We start from the raw sequence: 21,606 nt of genomic DNA on the forward strand, positions 1-21,606 counted from the left end.
ACAGATACCAATACTACGATACAATATATCTCACCTAATAAACACGTATGGTATATATAGTAACGGAAATATGAGCAACAAGTTCTCACTAGTTACCCACTTTTCAATCAATAGTGTTTAGTTTTAAGTGAAAACACACATATTATCATTTTCACTTAACTGTTATTCAATAAAACCCATCACTTTTGGTATGTTTCTGAACTGAAATAAAAGAAACTTGTTTGAAGTAAATAACAAGTTTCTATTGTTGAAGTATTAAAAAAGTAGTACTCTGACATGAATTTCCGAAGAAAATATTTCAGAATAGCGCATATTTATTTTCTTTTTTTAATCGTAAAAAACACTGCTATCAAAATAAGAAGTACAGCTAATAAAACCACATACAGTTTAAAATCAGAATTTTTTCTTACACTTTTTGCTATAACAAATGGTGATAAACTAGTTACATTACCACAAATGGTATTTGTAGTTGTATCAATTGATGTAGTAACATTAACCCATACACCATCTTCATAATGCAATAAATTTAAGTCTGGTCCCTCACAAGATTCATCATATTGCATACAAATAGTTATTGTTCCCTCATAATCAGAGGTAGTCGTAATATTATAAAATATTGAAGGGTCACAAAGTGAAAAATTTCCGCTTAAAGCTGGTCCGGTTTCTTGTTCAGATACTTTTGTAATCCCTACACTTTCTACTCTATCAAAAGTGAGTGTTGCATCCCCTTCTGTTACCGCTACAGAGGTACCCAAAGGTGTATTAGCAGGATCACTGTATAAAATAATGTCATCCATTATGTTTTCTGCAAAATCTGTTTGCACATAAATTTCTGCAATGCCATCATCAAGATCCTCGAATGAACAATCCGTATATGTAAAAATACCAGAACCTGTAATATCAATTGTGGGATTTACATCAATTAAATTTTCGGGAATAGCATTATTTATCGTTTTGTATGCTTTTATTATGCTTTTAGGATTTATTGCATTGGGCCTGGCTGTCTTGTCATTTTTTGCTCGTAAACTAATTTTGGGAATGGTAATATAAGTCCATGTATCTGGCTTACTTCGATCAAATCCGGGGGTTGTCATATCTACAAATCGAAACAAAAACTTTCCACTTTCACAATTTGTACAAGGTGGTATTGTACAGTCATTGTTTAAAAAACTATAAAACAAGGCTTTGTTACCAAAATCTAAATGTCCTGCAATTTTTCCGTTCAGGTCAACAATTAGAAATAAAACTTCATTAGGATCATGCACTGTGTCATTGTCTACACCATCTATGTCTACAGGAAATCCTTTCGTAGTTCCTTCACAAATAAAGTCCGAGGGTACTTTTGTAGAAATATCATCAGTACTTTGAGGTGCAATAAGGCCATTCTGCCCGTAGGATATATTATCTAGCAATGTCCAAGAATCTTTAGTGTTACTGGCAATTGTAATTTCTGTAAAAGGAGTGCTCGTAATGATTCCGAAATAACGAACATTCCAATCAGGTATTCCTAACGATGCTTTTTCTAAGACACCTGTTATACCTGTATTAGTAGTAAAAGTTAACTCTCCTTCATCTACTTCACTGAGAGCATTTGCCCAATCAATAATATAAAATCCAAATGCATTAATTTCTGCAGAAATACCTCTAAAATTAGAAAACTTAATTTTTGAAGGATTATCTTTATTTACTTGATTTGAACTAAAAAAAATGGCTTGATTGCCATCAGTTGCATGCTCTGTATCCCATACCTGCATTATCACCGCTCCTTCACTATCAATCTGAAAACGATTGGTAAGATCGTTTCCTGAGATTTGTGTAACTACATTCGCCCCGGTTATTGGAGCTAATCCTTCAAAACTTTCTGTTACGATTGCTGTTCCTGCATATTGCAAAAATTCTGTTCTATCTTCAATGACACTAATTTGAGCATTTATAGGCAGAAAGAAAGTTACAAGAAAAATGAGAGTGTAAAATTGGTATTTCTGTGTAGAGACACCTTTAATTTGTATAAGCCGAGTTTTCATTAGGTATGTGTTTAACTACATTGAAAATTAAACAGAAGAATCATACATTATCTGTTCAATTAATTTACAATAAACTAGTTATTAAGGATTTGTTTGATACCCAAAACTAATCTTTAAACACGCTCATTACTTAAGGCTATTTCCCTTTTATGCTTGAGGTATTTACCCCTTTTTTCGCAAGGTATAGCACCCTATAAAAATGTTCTACTTGATATAAAAAATTTATAAAAAGGATTTATTCTACTACTAATGAAGTGTCAAATATTACTTTACTAGCCAAGGTTTTATGAACCGGGCATTTTGAGGCAATCTCCTTTAACCTATCTTTTTGTGTTTCATCTAAATTACCAAGCAATCGTAATTTCTTGGTAATATGATCTAGATACCCAGATTTTTCTATGGTTACCCCTAACTCATCGCTATGCTTTTTTGCATGTGAGATATAAACAAATACTTCTTGCAAATCCCATTTTTTACGCTCTGCATATAACTTAAGCGTCATTACTGTGCAAGCTGCTAATGCTGCATTTAAATATTCATAGGGAGACGGTCCATAATCATCGCCATTTATAGAGGCCGGCTCATCTGCAATCATTGAGTGATTTTTTGTCTGAATATGTGTTGTAAAGTTATTTTCTAACAAATTAAGGTGCCCAACCAATTGTTCTCCTTCTGTTTCTAACATTACATTTTCTTTATGCGGAAAATAACGTTTAACCCACGCACCAATAACATCTCCTACATATACACTATCCAAACGGTTGGTAAGCAAATGATCCGCATTATCTAGACTAATAAAACTCTTAGGATGTTTAGCAAATTCATACAATTCTTTTGCATTATCAATTTCTACAGTTTTATCCATAGGTGAATGCATAATTAATAAGGGTTTTCGAAGTTTTTTTACAATAGAAAGAAGATCTGTTTTATCAAAATCATCGATAAATTCTTTGTTTATTATAAAGGGTCTACCTCCTATATTAACAGAAATATTTTCGGATGATTCGACAAGGTTTAATTGGTTTGAAAACAAGTGTTTTACATGATTAATTGTCGAAGGAGCCCCTATTGTCGCTACTGCCTTTATATCCTTTAATTGCTCCGCTGCAACCAAAACGGCAGCTCCCCCAAGGGAATGTCCTATTAGCAATCTTGGCGTCCCATAATTATTTAAAATATAGTCATGTACAGACAGAATATCTGCAACATTTGCCGAAAAATGACTGTCTGAAAAATCACCTTCACTTCTACCCAGACCCGTAAAATCAAAACGCACTACTCCGAAACCGTGAGTTGTCAGCGCCCTACTTATATTTTTTACAGCGCTTAATGAGCTACTACAAGAAAAACAATGAGCAAAAATCGCATAATAATTGGGCTTTTGGTTTGCAGGAAGCTCAAGATAAGCTCTTAACAAGTTTCCTTCTTTGTTTGTAATGTCTAATATCAAATTTTTTACCCCCATTATATTTCAATTTAACTCCAATAGTCTTGTTCTTCAAGTTAAGAAAAAAATGAGGTAATTTTCATAATGTCCCCTACTCTTTACTATAAAACACTTATTACTTATCCTAGCTTTCTTAATAAACTTAGAAATATAATAGAGAATTGTTTTCTTAGTTTTATATAGTCGAACTATGATTAAATAAAAATATAGTTCAGCATAAGTATCTATGGTAGTTCTAGTCGCAATACATTCTCTATTTTATTTAGGTAAGTTAAATTTATGCGAAGAAAATATGTGTCTAAGAGCTACACGAAAGCATTGAACACCCTATTTTATTTCGAGCCCAATCAGGTCTTTTAGCAAACCATTTTTCATTTTCTAACTGCTCTTTATACGGATACAATAAGAGTTGATATAACTCTTGTATTACCTGATAATTACCTTTTTCTGCTTCTTCTATTGCCAGTTGTGCCATATAATTTCTCAAAACATACTTAGGATTTATCATATTCATTTCCTTTTGTCTATCCGTATCAGAATGTGTTTCATTTTGTAACCGATCTAAATAACTTGATAACCAATTTTGCCAAGCAGCTTCTGTTTCTGATTTGATCTCATTAACCTCATAAAATGCTTCTTTTATTTTTGTCATTGCGTCATCTACAGAATCTGTCTTTTTTACTACACTTAGATTTCTATAAAAGATAGTCATATCAGTTTCTGCCAATTGTAGTATCTGTTCAATAGATGAGATTAAGGAATTATCATTTTTATCATTCTGGTACAATCCTAATTTTGACTTCATCATTTTAAAATGCGCTATTTCATAATCTGTTTTAAAAGTTTCTAAAATTCCTTCTAATGGAGCGACATCTTCTATTAATGGATACAGTGCATTAGCAAGTTTCATTAAATTCCATAAAACAATATTAGGCTGATTACCGAATCTATACCTTTTGTGTTGTCTATCTGTGGTATTGGGTGTCCATTCTGGATCGAATCCCTCTAACCATCCATAAGGGCCATAATCAATAGTAAGACCAAGAATAGACATATTATCAGTATTCATAACTCCGTGAACAAAACCAACACGCTGCCAATGAATTACCATATCCAAATTCAACTTACTTACTTCAGAAAATAGATCAATGTATGCTTGTTTTCCTTTAGATTTTATCTGCGGGTAAAAGTGTTTAATCGTATAATCTGCTAGTATTTTCAAATTTTTTTTATCTTCATAGGCGGCCAATATTTCAAAATTTCCAAACCTAATAAAAGTAGGTGCTACTCGAGTTACAATTGCCCCTTCTTCATATTCTTGATTTCCGTTATACAATATATCTCTTAATACTTTATCTCCAGTCAATGCTAATGATAGTGCTCTTGTGGTCGGAACACCTAAATGATACATAGCCTCACTACATAAATATTCGCGAATAGAAGACCGCAATACCGCTAGTCCATCGGCCATACGAGAATATGGCGTTTCCCCAGCTCCTTTAAGCTGGATTGCCCATCGTTTATTATTATAAAAAACTTCTGTCAAATTTATGGCACGCCCATCTCCTAATTGACCTGCCCAATTACCAAACTGATGACCACCATAACACATTGCATAAGGCGTCGTGTTTGGCAAGACACTGTTTCCTGTAAAGACTGTAAGAAAATCGTCTGATTGAATATCATGTTTAGACAGACCGATCAACGCTGAGACATGATCTGAAGCGTGAAGAAGAAGCGGTTTTGATGTTTTTTTTGGTAAAACAAAAGAAAAACAGGCTTTTCTTACCGGCCTACGGGTATTTTCATGAATACTATCAGCAGGTAATTCTTTGGTAAAAGTATCGTTTATTTCTAACTTCATAGATCACAAATTTAAAGATTGTACTTTTAATTTAAGACCAGGAATAACAGTTTCTTTGAACCAGCTATTCTTTGCCTGCCAAATATTATTTCTTGGTGAAGGATGAGGTAACACGAAATATTCTGGCAAGTATTCTTCAAAATTTTTTACTGTCTCTGTAAGTGTTCTTTTTGCTTTGTTTTGAAGATAATAGTTTTGGGCATATGAACCTATGAGTATAGTAAGTTCAACTTTTTTGATTTGCTCTAGTAGTACATTATGCCACAGAGGCGCACATTCTTTTCTGGGAGGCAAATCTCCTGTTTTTCCTTTTCCGGGATAACAAAACCCCATAGGAATTAATGCAACTCTTGAAGGATCATAAAAAATATCCGAATCGATTCCCATCCAATTCCTCAAATTTTCTCCACTTTTATCATCCCACGGAATCCCTGTTTTATGAACCACACTACCAGGAGCTTGACCTATAATAACAACTTTACTTTCTTTACTACATGATACTATAGGTCTTGGTCCTAGTTCTAAATATTCAGAACATTTAGTACATTTTGATATCTCTAATAACAGATCTCTCATACATAAAATACTTTGACACAATGTAAGATAATTTGGCCACCCCTTACCATCATGGATATAATAAAAAACAAATTTATAAAGACTTTAATCCAAAAAATAACTCCTAAATATTGGTGTTTTTTTTCAATAAACTATCTTCGCGCGCATGTGGATGTATTTGGGATTAATATCGGCTTTATTTTTGGGATTATATAATTTATGTAAAAAACATGCGGTACAAGGAAATGAGGTATTTCCTGTACTTTTGGGAACAACTTTTTCGGGTTTACTACTACTAGTTCCTGTATACCTGCTTTCGATATTTTTACCAGAATATACTCATAATATAGGTCTTTATATTGATGACATTACATGGACTGTTCATGGGTATATTTTTATAAAATCTATGCTTATGGCTAGTTCTTGGGTACTTGCCTATCAAGCTCTTAAACATTTACCTATAACAATAGTTACTCCTATACGCTCTGCGGGACCTTTTTTTACATTTATAGGTGCAATTCTACTGTATCAAGAACGACCAAATAATTGGCAATGGATTGGTTTCTTTGTTATTATTTTCTCAGTAATATTATATTCTCAAATCGGTAAAAAAGAAGGAATTAACTTCTCTCGCAATAAATGGATTTTTGCGATTATCGGAGCTACTTTTTTAGGGGCTTCTAGTGGGCTATATGATAAGTTTTTAATTCAATATCAAGAATTGACTCCGCAAACATTGCAATTTTGGTTCTGCTGGTATACTGTACTTATATTACTTTGTATTCTTGGGATTACATGGTTTCCTAAAGTTGAAAAAAGAAAAGCTTTTAAATGGAGATGGAGCATCCCTGCTGTCGGTATATTACTTCAATTAGCCGATTATTTTTATTTTAAGGCGTTACAAGATCCAGAAGCATTAATTATGCTTCTTTCGGCAATAAAACGTAGTCAAATACTTATTGCAGTAATAATAGGGGGTCTTATTTTTAAAGAAAAAAACAAACGTAAAAAACTAATCCCTCTGTTCGGAATATTATTGGGTGTTTTTATGATTTTATATTCTTAATATATCTATCTAATTAGCAATACATAGAATTACTGCTTTATTATTCCCAAAAACAACCTATGATATGGTTTGTTTTGTACTCAAAAATATAGTAAAAAAGAAAATCTTTATTAAGCTTAAAAAAAAGGTTGCCTAATTAGACAACCTTTTCACATAAATATATTAACAAAATAGTATAGGGCTTAATAATATACCTTTTGTTAATGGGTTATACTCAAGTTGTAGAATGTAGCTTCATCGTAGTCATCATCATTTCCTGTTTTATTTTGCGAATACACTCCTGCTTTAAAATACATCCAATCATCTTCAAAACCACTAGAACTCATATTATATTCTCCTGTATATGTAGAATTATCTTCTTTGGTTATTGTAATATAAAGCATTGTACCAGAAACCTCTATCTTATAAGAAAACTGTTCATCTAATCCTATTCCGTTACTAGGGTTAGGCATATCATCATCATAATCACCATCCTTATTTTCAATTAGATTTCCTATTATATTGTACCACTTTTCTGATCCACTAGAAGGTTCATGTGCAAAATAAATAGCTCCTTTACTATTCTTTGAAGGTTTATGGTAATACAAACGACATGGTTCATCCTTACTGGCATGAATTTGCCCTATTACTACTCTTCCTTCCTCTTCATCATTTCCAGAAGTGGTTACATGATTAATTTTTAATGTCGCCTCTAAAATACCGCCTACAGCAGCAGCATCTTCCTTAACTTCATCAGATGAATTACTAAATACCCAATTATTACCATAGTCTTTGGTGCTCATTTTATAATCGTCACCGCGAAGCATTTCTCGCAATTCTGATCGAGTATACGTTGTACCTGTCGAAGTTTTGTAACCGTCTACATAATTTTTAAATATCATTCCTCCATCACTCTTATCAGTATAGAAATACGGAGATTTTTCGAAACCATTATTTAATTCTACTTCATATATGCTCTGAGCGACACCAGATCCATTATTAAGAGGAATACTTAAATACCACTGAGTTAAATCGAAATTTTCTGATGGTGCTGCATTTGGATCTAAATTCCCAGGTTGGATTATAATTACCTCCCCTTTTTCGGTTGTAAAATCCGAGCCTTGACCTGCAGAATAACTAGAACCTGTATTATCCGCACATTTTGCACGTATTTGCCATTCATAAGTTGTGTCTGACTGTAAATCTGAAGCAGTAGCAGATGTCGTTTTAATACTTTTTATAAGAGTCCATGTAGAAGAACCTGATGCTCTATATCGCACATTATAATGATCTATATTAGACACTGCATTCCAAGAAAATGTTGCAGAAGTTTTAGTTATACTATTTACTGATTTTCCTGAAGGTATATCGGCTTGGCAATCTCCTGTATTAATATCCTCAGAAAGACCAAATAATTCGATATCTGTAATACTATTCCAATCATTTACACTATTCTCAAAACATTTAATTCTTACGAATTGAACGTTCATATTTGATAAGTCATACTTCTCCAAAGAAGCAGAAGTTCCTGTACTATATGTTTTCAAAATTTGACTCCATGAAGTACTAGAGGATTCTCTTACCCAAATTTCAAACTTCTGAACGCGCTCATCTCCTTTATACCATGCAATGTTTATATAATCTATAGTTTTTGCCTCACCAAGATCCATTATGTAATTTACACCATAACCCTGACCAGACCAACGAGATTTAGAATCGCTATCAATAGCATTCTCAGCAGGATTTTCAGATTGTTGAGCACTTGCAGAAACAGAACTAATATCTAACGCTATTGAACTAGCCTTTGAGTTTAAAGAAATCCCTTTGGATTCATCATTATATTCATCAAGATCACCATCTTGAGAACAACTACTTACTAGTAATAAAGATATCGTAATAAATACAGAAATAAATTTAGAGTAATTTTTTATTTTCATGCCCTTTTTGTGTTTTAGATAATTTCGGCTGCTAATATATATTTTTAAACAACAACTATATCGTTTTCGCATCGAAGAAGTTCGATATATGATGTTGCTAACTAGAAATAAAGAGCCTTAACATTAATTAACATCCGTATTGGTTTTAATTAACATAAAATTATTAAAGATTGAAAATCAATAAAATATCAAAATATTTCTACCCAAAAATAAAGAGGGAGGACATCAAAAATTTTGATTTCTAAAAAGAGTAAAAAAAAGTATATTTTTTCTCAAGCATGTTTATAATCGTATTTATACGTATTTTGACGATTATTTTTTAAGTAAAAAAGAGTCTTTTATTGATCTCAAATCCTAAAAAGGTAAGATTTAACATAAAAAAGTGTCATTGTTCAAAATATTACGAACAAAAATTATCGAATTACAAGCATATTTTTATAATATGTGAGTAATTACTTTTTTCTTTTTTTAGATCTTTTTCCTGCAAATATCATGTACAATAATGAATAAGAAGTATTCCATATATTGTTATGAAGAACATAATGTATCACTTAATAAGAAAGTATATTTTCTTAATACTTATTTATACATCCTTATACTTTCTATAATTACCGAAATTAGAATCAGAATTCCTCCTATAATTGTAGATAAAACAGGTATTTCTCCTAAAAACAAAATACCAATTATGATTCCATAAACAGGCTGTATACTACTAATAATACTTGCCGTGGTTATAGAAAATCTTTTAAAACTTACAAGAAAGAGTGTGTGTCCTATAGCGGTTGTTAATAATGCTAAAATCAATGTAGGCTGCCATTGCTCTTTTATCCCAGAGCTATCCATGAAAAATAAAAATGGCAAAAGAAAAAGACTTATCACCACTAATTGATACCACATTAGAACAGAGCCATTATAGCTGTTTATTTTAGTTTTCATTATTAAATTCCGAAGGGAATAGCAAAAAGCCGATAAAACGCCTAAACCGACTGCTTTTGTATAGGAATTATTTAAATTTAAGTCGGGCACCAAAAAATAAATCCCAATCAAAACCAGTAGCGCTAATAAGAGATGTATCTTCTGAAATTTTGTTTTAAGTAATAGTGGTTCTAATAATGCAGTAATAACGGGATACGTAAATATTGATAACATACCAATAGCAACATTAGAAAGCTTTAATGAATAGAAATATGTTATCCAATGTAGTCCCATTAATATGCCTCCTAAAAATATAGTAGGCCTATCATTAGGTTCGGTATCAAAAGAAATTCGTTTCCATAAACAAAAAACGAACAATAATATACCCGCCATAATTGCACGAAAACCTATAATGACAGGCACTGGCATATCTATATATCTCCCCAACGCACCCGACGTACTTATAAAAAGCATGGCAAGATTTAGCTCAATTAGATATCTTATGTAAAGTTTTTTGTGCATTTACCAGTCATATATTAGCGTATTTGTTTCTTAGATTTTTCTTTTATAATGTCTGCTACCGGTCTTCCTTCAATATTACTTTCTAGCCATGATAAAATATCTAAATACAAAAACGCTCTTTTTTCATAAGGGTGATCTTCATATTGTTTGAGTCGAGAATGTAATTTCCTAAATTCATCTTTTATTTGATGTGGGTAAATATCACCAAGATTTTTCAGAAATTTAATCATTTCTTTCTGCACCTCATGTAAATCGTCCATTTTCAGTAAAAACCTATAAGTCTCCTTTAATTGCGCTTCTAAATGATAGTCCATTCCAGCTTCATAATGGGCTACAAGGCTTAATACTCTTGAAAAACACATTAAATCTTCTCTCATTTTCAAAGACTTATTATTAATAATCATATCCAGATATTCAATACACTTTTTATGATTCGCCATACCAAAATACAGGCAACCTATTTTATAGTATAATACCATAATATGATGATCATCTAAACGATTTTTAAATTCATGTAATCCATTAAGGATATCTTTTACCAAATGCTCTCCCTCTTCAAAGGTCCCTTCTAAGAAATGAACATTTAATTTATTATTATACATGAATTGAAAGGATAACACTTCTATATTATCATCTTTCGGAAACCCTTTATCCTGGATAGATGTTTCGAACTTTGATAATGTCGATTTTAATTGTGCCTTGTCCTTTATCAAAAAAAGCGATTCTAATAAATAATGATTTCCTCTTAAAAAGAAAACAGGATTTTGAGTAATCATTTTGGGATGTTCATAAAACAAATCCACCCATTTTTTTGAGTACTTATAACAAGACAAAAAATCCTGAACAATAAAACTATACCATAAATGCGCTTTATAAAGCCATAGTTTTTCCCTAAACCCAAGCATACTCCACTCATATTTAGGTAATTTACTATAAAAGTAATCTGTAACAATCGTATGTTCTTTATCATTACGAGCATAGCCACTTTTTAGCATTAATCCATATAATTGCAGTGATAAATTAGATAATTTACTGGTAAGTACATTTTTCATACTTAACATTTTTGCTTCAATGGTCAACTCATCTGCTCGACTATTAATACTTCTAGTAATATATTGTGTCTCGATTATTTTTTCGAGTTCAACTATTTCATAGGCAATATTATGTTCTTCATTTTCTTTGGCTAAAACTTTTGCTTTCTCAAGAATTTTTAAACTCTGTTTGTATAGTCCTTTATGATACAAAATAGACGCAAAATCTAGTTGCTCACGTATTTGAGACCGTATATTCTGATGCAAAGGGCTTAGTCGAAGGCTAATCAATATTTGTTTATACAAATGAGCCTTAAGGTTAGAAAGCTGAAGCTTAGTAACAATTCCCTTTTTAACAATAATGTCTTCGTCCAAAGTATCACTCTTATCAATATGATTGAATAAAGCTAGAAATTTAGAGTCAGTATTCACCCCTAACCTACCTACATAAACCTTAAATTGTCTTTTTTCGGATTTAGAAAGTGATTTTACTAAAACAAACAAAGGATCTTTTTGATCATTAGTCATTGTAAGAAAATATATTGTAATTAATTGATTAAAAGATAGTTAAATTTACATTAAAACACTTTAGCATTGTAAAACTAATACCAAATGCTTCTCTTTTGAATTACCAAAATATAAATTCGTAAGAGATTAAAGAAACATCTTACTTAATTATTTAAAATAAAGATGATCTTTTGATAAAAGTAGTGAACTTATAATTTACAATACCTTCATGAGCGATAATAAAGTACAAATATTTGACACAACTCTTAGGGATGGAGAACAGGTCCCTGGATGTAAACTAAATACTCAACAAAAGTTAATTATTGCAGAACAATTAGACCTCTTGGGAGTTGATGTTATAGAAGCTGGATTTCCTGTCTCAAGTCCTGGAGATTTTGCCTCTGTAAATGAAATAGCTAAAATTGTAAAAAATGCGACGGTCTGCGGATTAACAAGAGCTGTAGAAAATGATATTAAAGTTGCTGCAGAAGCCCTTAAAAATGCAAAAAGACCAAGAATACATACGGGTATAGGAACCTCTGAATCCCACATTAAATATAAATTTAATTCTACTCAAGATAAAGTTATTGAGCGTGGAATCGCTGCGGTAAAATATGCTAAATCTTTTGTTGAGGATGTAGAGTTTTATGCAGAAGATGCAGGTAGAACGGATAATGAATTCTTAGCGCGTGTATGCGAAGCAATGATTAAGGCTGGAGCCACAGTTCTTAATATTCCTGACACTACAGGTTATTGTCTTCCAGAAGAATACGGAGCTAAAATAAAATATCTAAAGGAAAATGTTCGAGGTATTGATAATGTTATTATCTCTTGCCATTGTCATAATGACTTGGGACTTGCAACTGCAAATTCTATTTCAGGAGCTATTAATGGTGCACGACAAATCGAATGTACAATCAATGGTATTGGTGAACGTGCAGGAAATACTTCATTAGAAGAAGTCGTCATGATCATGAAACAACACCCCTACTTAGAACTTAATACAGGAATAAACTCTAAACTACTATATAGTACAAGTCAAATGGTTTCTGACCATATGGGAATGATGGTACAGCCAAATAAAGCTATTGTTGGCGCCAATGCTTTTGCGCATAGCTCAGGTATACACCAGGACGGTGTAATCAAAAATCGAGAAACGTATGAAATAATAGATCCTGAAGAAGTAGGAGTTACCGAATCTGCTATAGTCCTTACAGCCAGAAGTGGTAGAGCTGCTTTGGCATACAGAGCAAAAAAAATAGGATACGAATTAACAAAACTTCAACTAGACGATGTATATGTTGAGTTTTTAAAATTTGCAGATAGTAAAAAAGAAGTTGTAGATGAAGATATTCATCTTATCATGAAGAATATTAATATCGCTACTACTATCACGGCGTAGTTCTTCTTACGCCATACAGAATGGTATCCGAAGTAAATATCATAGATTTATGAAATTAGATATTGCAGTATTATCAGGAGACGGTATTGGGCCAGAAGTAACCGCTCAGGCTATTAAAGCCCTAGATGCTGTATGTCATAATTTTGACCACTCTTTTGTATTCAAAGAAGGATTAGTCGGGGCTCTAGCAATAGAAAAAACAGGAAATCCATTACCTGACGAAACCTTAAAACTATGTGTTAATACAGATGCCGTATTATTTGGAGCCATTGGTTCTCCCAAATACGACAACAATCCAGAAGAAAAAATACGACCAGAACAAGGGTTACTTAAACTTAGAAAAGAGTTAGATCTTTTTGCTAATATACGCCCTGTTAAAGCATACGACTCTCTAATAAAAAAATCTCCTCTAAAAAGCGAAATTATTCGTGGCACAGATATATGTGTTTATAGAGAATTAACTGGTGGTATTTATTTTGGTGAAAAAAAACTAAGTGATGATGGCACTCTCGCTTCAGATCTATGTGAATATTCTAAGAAAGAGATTGAGCGCATTACACATCTAGCATTTAAAGCTGCACAAAAAAGAAGGAAAAAAGTTACTTTAATTGACAAGGCAAATGTTTTAGAATCTTCCAGATTATGGAGAAAAGTAGTTGCAGCGATTGCTAAAGAATATAAAGATGTTCTCTTAGAATTCTTATTTATTGACAATGCTGCCATGCAAATGATTCTTAATCCCAAACAATTTGATGTAATCCTTACAGAAAATATGTTTGGTGATATTATTTCTGATGAAGCTAGTGTAATTGGTGGTTCTATTGGGCTTTTGCCTTCTGCATCAATAGGAAATACATTTTGTATGTTTGAACCAATACATGGTTCATTCCCCGAGGCAACGGGAAAAGGCATTGCCAACCCTATTGCCGCAATATTATCGGCTGCCATGTTATTAGAACATTTTGAATTAGTCGAGGAAGCAGCTGCAATCAGAAATGCTGTAGAAAAAGCATTAGAATTAAATCTCTCTACACCAGACTTAAATCCAGAAAACCCACTTACCACAGAAAAAGTAGGAGATTTTATCGCAGATTATATTCTTAACCCAGAAGATTCTAACATTAATTTTGAGAATATTCATGTAGGGCAATCTACTATTATCTAGTTATAAAAAAAACTAACACACTCGGGCTAACAAGGTTCCCAAACATTAATAACATTTATAATCTAAGTAAAATTCAAGTTTACTTAAATCTTACTGATACTAATTACCTAATTACAAAGTACTATCAATTTGGAAAGAAATTTTAAAAGTAAATTTTGACCATAAAAAAAATCCGAAATATTTCTATTCCGGATTTTCTTATTCTGTGCAAAGGGTTTGAATTTTACATTCCTCCTTCTAATGCCTTTAATTTATCTTTCATAACGTCTGCCTTTGGATCGTCTAACTGATAGAATAATTTCATCAATGTCTCTATAACTGCAGCATCGTCTGGTTTTGTCTTTAACGCTCCTTCTAAATATGGAACTACAGATCTATATAAAGTCTCTTTCTCTTTTTTAAGTAACTCATATCTCTTGTTGTCTTTTGCTGAAGAACCTAAGTTATTCATTTCATCAACAATTTTTATTCCTTTATCTAATAAGATATTAGAAATATTAACTTGAGCCTCTGCATAATCTGGATTAAGCTCAATTGCCTTTTTGTAATAAGACATCGCTTGTTCGTTATCTCCTAAACGAGAAGCACTTACTCCTAAATTGTAAAGTGATTCTGGATTTTCAGGATCATTAGCTACAATTTGCTCCATAATTTCTCTATACTTTGCTATATCCCCAGACTTATAGTAAATATTAGCTTCTGATTGTAATAGAGAGGAATCATTGGGATTTTCTTTTTTAGCGTTTTCGATAGCACTCAGAGCCAAATCACTTTTCCCTTGAGTTACATATATCAGCGCTATATTTTTCGCAATCTCTGGTTTTCTTGATTCAGTTTCAACCACATCAGGCTTTACATATAACTTTGACTTAACACTAACATCTCTAGCATTTTTAGTCTGAAAAGCTTCTAATTCTCCACTTGCTACATTAGTAGCCACATATTGAGTTCTCTTTCCGGTATAATTAAGCTCCATAAGTTCATTATAGTGCTTTAATGCCGTATCATACTCTTTAGCATTTACAGCATTCGCTGCAGCAAAGTACAAATTAAGAGTATCTGCTTTGTTGATCTTATACATTAAATAAGATTTTTCTGAAGCACCCATAAAATTTTCTTCTTCATAATCTTTGTTATACCCTTCAGCCAAAGAAGAAATTAAAGATTGCTTTTTCTCTTTTGCACCTTCAGTGTACTTTATAATTTCGGCTGCTTTTTCTATTTCGATAACCTTATTATATGCATTTGCTGCTTTTTCTATTTTTTCTAAAGATTCTCCTGCAGTCGAAGAAATAACCTGTGCATTTAGAAATTGGTATAAAGCTTTTGTCTTTTCATCTGCTGAACCTACAAGTGACTCTGCACCCTTCAATGCTTCTGCTGCTGCCTTAACATCTCCCGTTTTTAATGCTTTCGAAGCTGCTTTTAATTCTTGTTTTTGAGAAAATCCTATAGCACTAAACGTTAAGAAAAGTACTACGATAAATTTAGTCTTCATTATTTTGAGTTTTTAAATGGTATTTAGTTATTTTTCAGTTTCATTATCAATATCTGTGCCACTAGTAGTAGTGTCTGTATCATTATCAGAAGAATCACCTGTTATTTCTACTCCTTCTTCATTTTCTATATCTTCAATTTCCTCTTCGTCATGCATAACTTTCGCTACTGCTGCTATAGAATCCTTACCTTTTAGATTAATCAAACGAACACCTTGTGTTGCTCTTCCCATTACTCTTAGATCTTCTACCGCTAATCGAATCGCTATTCCTGACTTATTAATAATCATAAGATCATCAAGATCCGTAACATTTTTGATAGCTACTAATTGTCCTGTTTTATCAGTAACAGAAATAGTTTTCACTCCTTTACCGCCTCTGTTAGTAATTCTATAATCTTCTAATTTAGAACGTTTTCCAAAGCCATTTTCTGAAACCACAAGAATATTACTCTCCATTTCATTGACAGCAACCATTCCGATTACTTCATCCTTATCATCCGCCAATCTAATTCCACGAACACCAGAGGCTCCACGACCCATTGGTCTTGTTTTTTCCTCTTCGAATCGAATTGCCTTTCCAGATTTTACTGCCAACATGACCTGACTTTTTCCATCTGTCAATTTTGCTTCAAGAAGTTCATCATCGTCTTTTATAGTAATAGCATTAATACCATTGGTCCTAGGTCTAGAATATTGTTCTAAGGATGTTTTCTTAACCTGTCCTTTTTTAGTAGCCATAATCACATAATGAGAATTAATATATTCCTCATCTTTAAGATCTTGCGTACATATAAAAGCTTTTACTTTATCATCACTATGAATATTTATCAAGTTCTGAATAGCCCTTCCTTTAGACGTTTTACTACCTTCAGGAATTTCATACACTCGCATCCAGAAGCATTTTCCTTTTTGAGTAAAAAACAACATGTATTGATGATTTGTGCCTACAAACAAATGTTCTAGAAAATCTTCATTACGAGTTGTACTTCCTTTTTGACCTACTCCTCCTCTATTTTGCTTTTTATACTCATTAAGAGAAGTTCTCTTAATATATCCAGCATGAGAAATTGTAATTACAACTTTCTCATCAGGAATCATATCTTCTATACTAAGATCTCCTCCTGCATATTCTATTTGAGAACGACGGGCATCTCCGTATTTTTCTTTTACTTCGAGCAATTCATCCTTGATGATCTGCATTCTGCGCTCCTTCTTTTCAAGAATATCCTTCAGATCCTCAATGGTTTTCATTAATTCATCATACTCCGCTCGAAGTTTATCTTGCTCCAGACCAGTAAGCTGACGCAAACGCATCTCTACGATTGCTTTGGCTTGTATTTCTGTCAGTTCAAAGCGTTTAATCAACTTTTCTCGAGCTTCATCAGCATTAGAAGACGCTCTAATAAGAGCAATTACTTCATCAATATTATCTGAAGCAATAATAAGTCCTTCTAAAATATGAGCTCTTTCTTCTGCCTTTCTTAATTCATATTTTGTACGACGAACAACAACATCATGTCTATGCTCCACAAAATAATGAATCATTTCCTTAACGTTCAACAACTGAGGTCTTCCGTTAACTAGTGCTATATTATTGACACTAAATGATGATTGTAATGCTGTGTATTTATATAAAAGATTAAGAACTATATTAGGTATTGCATCACGCTTAAGCACATAAACAATTCGCATACCTTTTCTATCAGACTCATCACGAATGGTAGAAATCCCATCAATCTTTTTATCATTTACAAGATCTGCTGTTTTTTTGATCATATCAGCTTTATTGACCTGATATGGAATTTCGTGAACAATAATACACTCTCTACCATTCACTTCTTCAAAACTAGCTTTAGCACGCATTACTATACGTCCTCTTCCTGTTTTAAATGCCTCTCTTACTCCATCATATCCATAAATCGTTCCTCCGGTAGGAAAATCAGGCGCCTTAATATATTGAATAAGTTCATCAATCTCTATATCATTGTTATTGATATATTCGATAGTACCATCAACAACTTCACTAAGGTTATGTGGAGGCATATTGGTAGCCATACCAACGGCAATACCAGAAGCTCCATTAATCAACAAACCAGGAACCCTAGTCGGAAGCACAGTAGGCTCTTGTAATGTATCATCAAAATTGAATGTATGATCAACTGTATCCTTATCGATGTCGGCAAGCATATCTTCAGAAATCTTACGCATTCTTGCCTCTGTATAACGCATCGCAGCAGGGCTGTCACCATCAACAGAACCAAAGTTTCCTTGACCATCAACCAACATGTATCTTAAGCTCCACTCCTGAGCCATACGCACCATTGTGTCATAAACAGAAGTATCACCATGAGGGTGATATTTACCCAGAACTTCACCAACAATTCTTGCTGATTTTTTATGCGCACTACTTGCTCTTACTCCTAACTCATACATACCGTATAAAACACGTCTATGCACAGGTTTAAGACCATCCCTAACATCAGGAAGAGCACGAGATACTATTACAGACATTGAATAATCAATATATGCTGATTTCATTTCGTCTTCAATGTTGATAGGTATTAGCTTTTCTCCTTCAGCCATAAATTTCTTATTTATTCTAAAATTTTTACTTAATTAAAACGGGCTAATTTAAATAAATTAAGGCGATTTTGGTATACGATGTACCATGTAATATACGCATTTTATTAACAATTATTATAATAGACTTCGTTAATAAGTAAACTACTATCAGTTTTGCCAATTTTATGCGTTTTCTATTAATTAGATCAGAAATACAAAAAAATAAAATATTTTTTTTATCAAAACACTTGATAATGATTCCATAATACAAGTAAATTGGCACAGATATTGGGACATATAAATAAATTAAAGAGTAGTTTTTTTTAATGTAATTCTAAAAATCACTATTTTAGTTAAAAGAAAAAGTAAAGAGATTAATTTTATGGATGATAATTTTTCACCAAGAGTAAAAGATGTGATTGCTTACAGTAAAGAGGAAGCGCTCAGACTGGGGCATGATTTTATTGGCACTGAACATCTTATGCTTGGATTATTACGTGATGGTAGTGGAAAAGCAATTAACATTCTGGATGCTTTAGATATTGATCTTACAAATTTAAGGAGAAAAGTTGAAATTTTAAGCCCCGCAAATCCAAACGTAGCAGTTGCTTCGAATGAAAAGAAGAATCTACATTTGACTAGACAGGCTGAACGAGCACTAAAGACCACTTTTTTAGAAGCTAAACTATTTCAAAGTGCGTCTATAAATACTGCGCACCTTCTTTTATGCATTTTAAGAAATGAAAATGACCCTACCACCAAACTTTTAAATCGTTTAAAAGTAGATTATGATAATGTTAAAGACCAATTTAAGTTTATGATAACAAACGAAGATGACTATATAGATAGCCCAAAATCAGAATCTTTTTCGGAAGATGATGATGATTTAACAGGAGATTCTTCAAAAGAAAATCCCTTTAATTCTCCTACTGGAGGAAGTAAAACTGGTAAAAAATCTAAAACGCCCGTTTTGGATAATTTTGGTCGTGACCTTACTGCTATGGCAGAAGAAGGAAAACTTGACCCAGTTGTAGGGCGTTCTAAAGAAATAGAGCGTGTTTCGCAAATATTGAGTAGACGTAAGAAAAACAACCCTTTACTCATAGGAGAACCTGGTGTTGGTAAATCTGCAATAGCCGAAGGTCTTGCCCTGAGAATTGTAAAACGAAAAGTATCTAGAATTCTTTTTGATAAAAGAGTCGTAACTCTTGATTTGGCTAGTCTTGTTGCGGGTACAAAATATCGTGGACAATTCGAAGAACGTATGAAAGCGGTAATGAATGAATTAGAAAAGAATGATGATATTATTCTTTTTATAGATGAAATTCACACGATTGTAGGTGCTGGTGGGGCAACGGGTAGCTTAGATGCGTCTAATATGTTTAAACCTGCATTAGCAAGAGGAGAAATTCAATGTATTGGAGCTACTACATTAGATGAGTATAGACAATACATAGAGAAAGATGGTGCTCTAGAGAGACGTTTCCAGAAAGTTATTGTGGAGCCAACTAATATCGAAGAAACCATCGAAATACTCAATAATATAAAAGAAAAGTATGAAGAACATCATAATGTTATTTATACACACGAAGCTATTCAAGCATGTGTCAAACTAACAAATCGTTATATGACAGATCGCTTCTTGCCAGACAAAGCTATTGATGCTCTGGATGAAGCTGGTTCTCGTGTACATATTACGAACATTGACGTTCCTAAAAAAATACTTGATCTAGAGAAAAAATTAGAAGAAGTTAGAGAGCTTAAGAATAGTGTTGTTAAAAAGCAAAAATATGAAGAGGCTGCAAAACTTAGAGATGATGAGAAAAATCTCGAAAAAGAGTTAGGAGTCGCTCAAGAACAATGGGAAAAAGAATCTAAACTACATAAAGAAACCGTTGATGAAGAAGATGTAGCCGATGTAGTTTCTATGATGACTGGTATTCCTGTTAATCGAATTGCGCAAACAGAAAGCAATAAATTAGCAGAATTACCTAACTTAATTAAAGGAAAAGTAATCGGTCAAGATGAGGCAGTCACCAAAGTAGTTAAGGCGATACAGCGTAATCGAGCCGGACTTAAAGATCCCGACAAGCCTATTGGTTCCTTCATATTTTTAGGACAAACAGGAGTAGGAAAAACACAATTGGCAAAAGTATTAGCTAGAGAGCTTTTTGATAGTGAAGACACACTTATCAGAATAGATATGAGCGAATATATGGAGAAATTTGCGGTATCAAGACTGATTGGTGCGCCTCCAGGATATGTTGGATATGAAGAAGGGGGGCAACTAACAGAGAAAGTAAGAAGAAAACCGTATTCTGTAATTCTATTAGATGAAATTGAGAAAGCACATCCTGATGTTTTTAATATGATGCTTCAGGTTTTGGATGATGGATACTTAACAGATAGTCTAGGTCGAAAAATTGATTTTAGAAACACTATAATTATAATGACATCTAATATCGGTGCCCGTAAGCTAAAAGATTTTGGTCAAGGTGTAGGATTCGGAACCACTGCAAAAAAATCACAAGCAGAAGATTATGCGAAAGGAGTTATCGAAAACGCTTTGAAAAAAGCATTCGCACCAGAATTTCTAAATCGTGTAGATGATGTTATTGTATTTAACGCGCTAGAAAGAGAACATATTCACAAAATTATTGACATCGAATTAGATAAATTGTATGCCAGAATTAAAAACCTTGGCTATGAATTATCATTGAGCGAAAAAGCTAAAGATTATATTACAGAAAAAGGCTTTGACAAGCAATACGGAGCTAGACCTCTAAAAAGGGCTATTCAGAAATATATTGAAGATGCTTTGGCAGAAGAAATTATTAATGCTCAACTTCAAGAAGGAGATAGTATTTTTATGGACATGGACGCTGATTCTGACGAATTAGTTATTACTATAAAAAAGGCAGAAGAATCTACAGAATCATAAATTAATCTAATAATACAGAATAAATAACCAAGGGCTCCTATTTTTGACAAAGTAGGAGCCCTTACTAATTAAAAATTATTTCTATTAATATGATAATCAGGAATAAATATTTTTGAATAAGTTATTCCAAAATCATTCCTTTTTCAAACCGTAAAAATTATTCTTAATTATTTTAAAATCTATTTTTCTTC

General features: G+C 32.7%; 13 protein-coding genes. 4 read left to right on the forward strand and 9 right to left on the reverse strand.

Features of this window, described 5'->3' with window-relative positions; translation table 11 throughout:
- Window positions 1-314: 314 nt before the first annotated feature.
- The 4 genes from DZ60_RS0101285 to DZ60_RS0101300 form a co-directional block, all read right to left on the reverse strand.
- A complete protein-coding gene (locus DZ60_RS0101285; RefSeq protein WP_025739800.1) occupies window positions 315-2,024 on the reverse strand; it encodes a hypothetical protein in 1,710 nt (569 codons plus the stop codon).
- Between the two features lie 235 nt (window positions 2,025-2,259).
- Window positions 2,260-3,489, reverse strand: a complete 1,230-nt coding sequence (locus DZ60_RS0101290; RefSeq protein WP_025739802.1) for a bifunctional alpha/beta hydrolase/OsmC family protein — start codon at window positions 3,487-3,489, stop codon at window positions 2,260-2,262.
- A 280-nt stretch (window positions 3,490-3,769) separates the two neighbouring features.
- A complete protein-coding gene (locus DZ60_RS0101295) occupies window positions 3,770-5,335 on the reverse strand; it encodes a protein adenylyltransferase SelO (protein WP_025739803.1) in 1,566 nt (521 codons plus the stop codon).
- Window positions 5,336-5,338: 3 nt separating this feature from the next.
- Window positions 5,339-5,911, reverse strand: coding sequence for a uracil-DNA glycosylase family protein (locus DZ60_RS0101300; RefSeq protein WP_025739804.1), 573 nt, complete (start codon window positions 5,909-5,911; stop codon window positions 5,339-5,341).
- A 145-nt stretch (window positions 5,912-6,056) separates the two neighbouring features.
- Here DZ60_RS0101300 and DZ60_RS0101305 point away from each other — a divergent pair, with 145 nt between their 5' ends.
- Complete coding sequence (locus tag DZ60_RS0101305) at window positions 6,057-6,956, forward strand: DMT family transporter (RefSeq protein ID WP_025739805.1); 900 nt, start codon at window positions 6,057-6,059, stop codon at window positions 6,954-6,956.
- 200 nt (window positions 6,957-7,156) lie between these two features.
- Here the strand turns inward: DZ60_RS0101305 and DZ60_RS0101310 are convergent, their stop codons facing one another.
- The 3 genes from DZ60_RS0101310 to DZ60_RS0101320 form a co-directional block, all read right to left on the reverse strand.
- Entirely contained in the window at window positions 7,157-8,872 is a 1,716-nt protein-coding gene (locus tag DZ60_RS0101310) for a polysaccharide lyase family 7 protein (RefSeq protein ID WP_025739807.1), read from the reverse strand.
- Between the two features lie 579 nt (window positions 8,873-9,451).
- Window positions 9,452-10,309 carry a DMT family transporter gene (locus DZ60_RS0101315; RefSeq protein ID WP_025739809.1) on the reverse strand — a complete coding sequence of 286 codons (858 nt, stop codon included), beginning with the start codon at window positions 10,307-10,309 and terminating at the stop codon, window positions 9,452-9,454.
- Between the two features lie 14 nt (window positions 10,310-10,323).
- Window positions 10,324-11,868 carry a hypothetical protein gene (locus tag DZ60_RS0101320; protein ID WP_025739811.1) on the reverse strand — a complete coding sequence of 515 codons (1,545 nt, stop codon included), beginning with the start codon at window positions 11,866-11,868 and terminating at the stop codon, window positions 10,324-10,326.
- Between the two features lie 208 nt (window positions 11,869-12,076).
- Here DZ60_RS0101320 and DZ60_RS22215 point away from each other — a divergent pair, with 208 nt between their 5' ends.
- Window positions 12,077-13,249, forward strand: coding sequence for a 2-isopropylmalate synthase (locus DZ60_RS22215; RefSeq protein ID WP_081740348.1), 1,173 nt, complete (start codon window positions 12,077-12,079; stop codon window positions 13,247-13,249).
- 49 nt (window positions 13,250-13,298) lie between these two features.
- Complete coding sequence (gene leuB / locus DZ60_RS0101330) at window positions 13,299-14,414, forward strand: 3-isopropylmalate dehydrogenase (protein WP_025740144.1); 1,116 nt, start codon at window positions 13,299-13,301, stop codon at window positions 14,412-14,414.
- Window positions 14,415-14,637: 223 nt separating this feature from the next.
- On the opposite strand, the gene DZ60_RS0101335 is transcribed toward leuB, so the two are convergent.
- Entirely contained in the window at window positions 14,638-15,912 is a 1,275-nt protein-coding gene (locus DZ60_RS0101335) for a tetratricopeptide repeat protein (RefSeq protein ID WP_025739813.1), read from the reverse strand.
- Between the two features lie 27 nt (window positions 15,913-15,939).
- Complete coding sequence (gene gyrA, locus DZ60_RS0101340; RefSeq protein ID WP_025739815.1) at window positions 15,940-18,495, reverse strand: DNA gyrase subunit A; 2,556 nt, start codon at window positions 18,493-18,495, stop codon at window positions 15,940-15,942.
- 361 nt (window positions 18,496-18,856) lie between these two features.
- On the opposite strand from gyrA, the gene DZ60_RS0101345 reads away from it, so the two are divergent.
- The gene (locus tag DZ60_RS0101345; RefSeq protein WP_025739817.1) at window positions 18,857-21,415 is read left to right on the forward strand and encodes an ATP-dependent Clp protease ATP-binding subunit; all 2,559 of its coding nucleotides are present in this window, start codon (window positions 18,857-18,859) and stop codon (window positions 21,413-21,415) included.
- Window positions 21,416-21,606: the final 191 nt, after the last annotated feature.

This window comes from Aquimarina pacifica (genome assembly GCF_000520955.1).
GTDB lineage: Bacteria > Bacteroidota > Bacteroidia > Flavobacteriales > Flavobacteriaceae > Aquimarina > Aquimarina pacifica.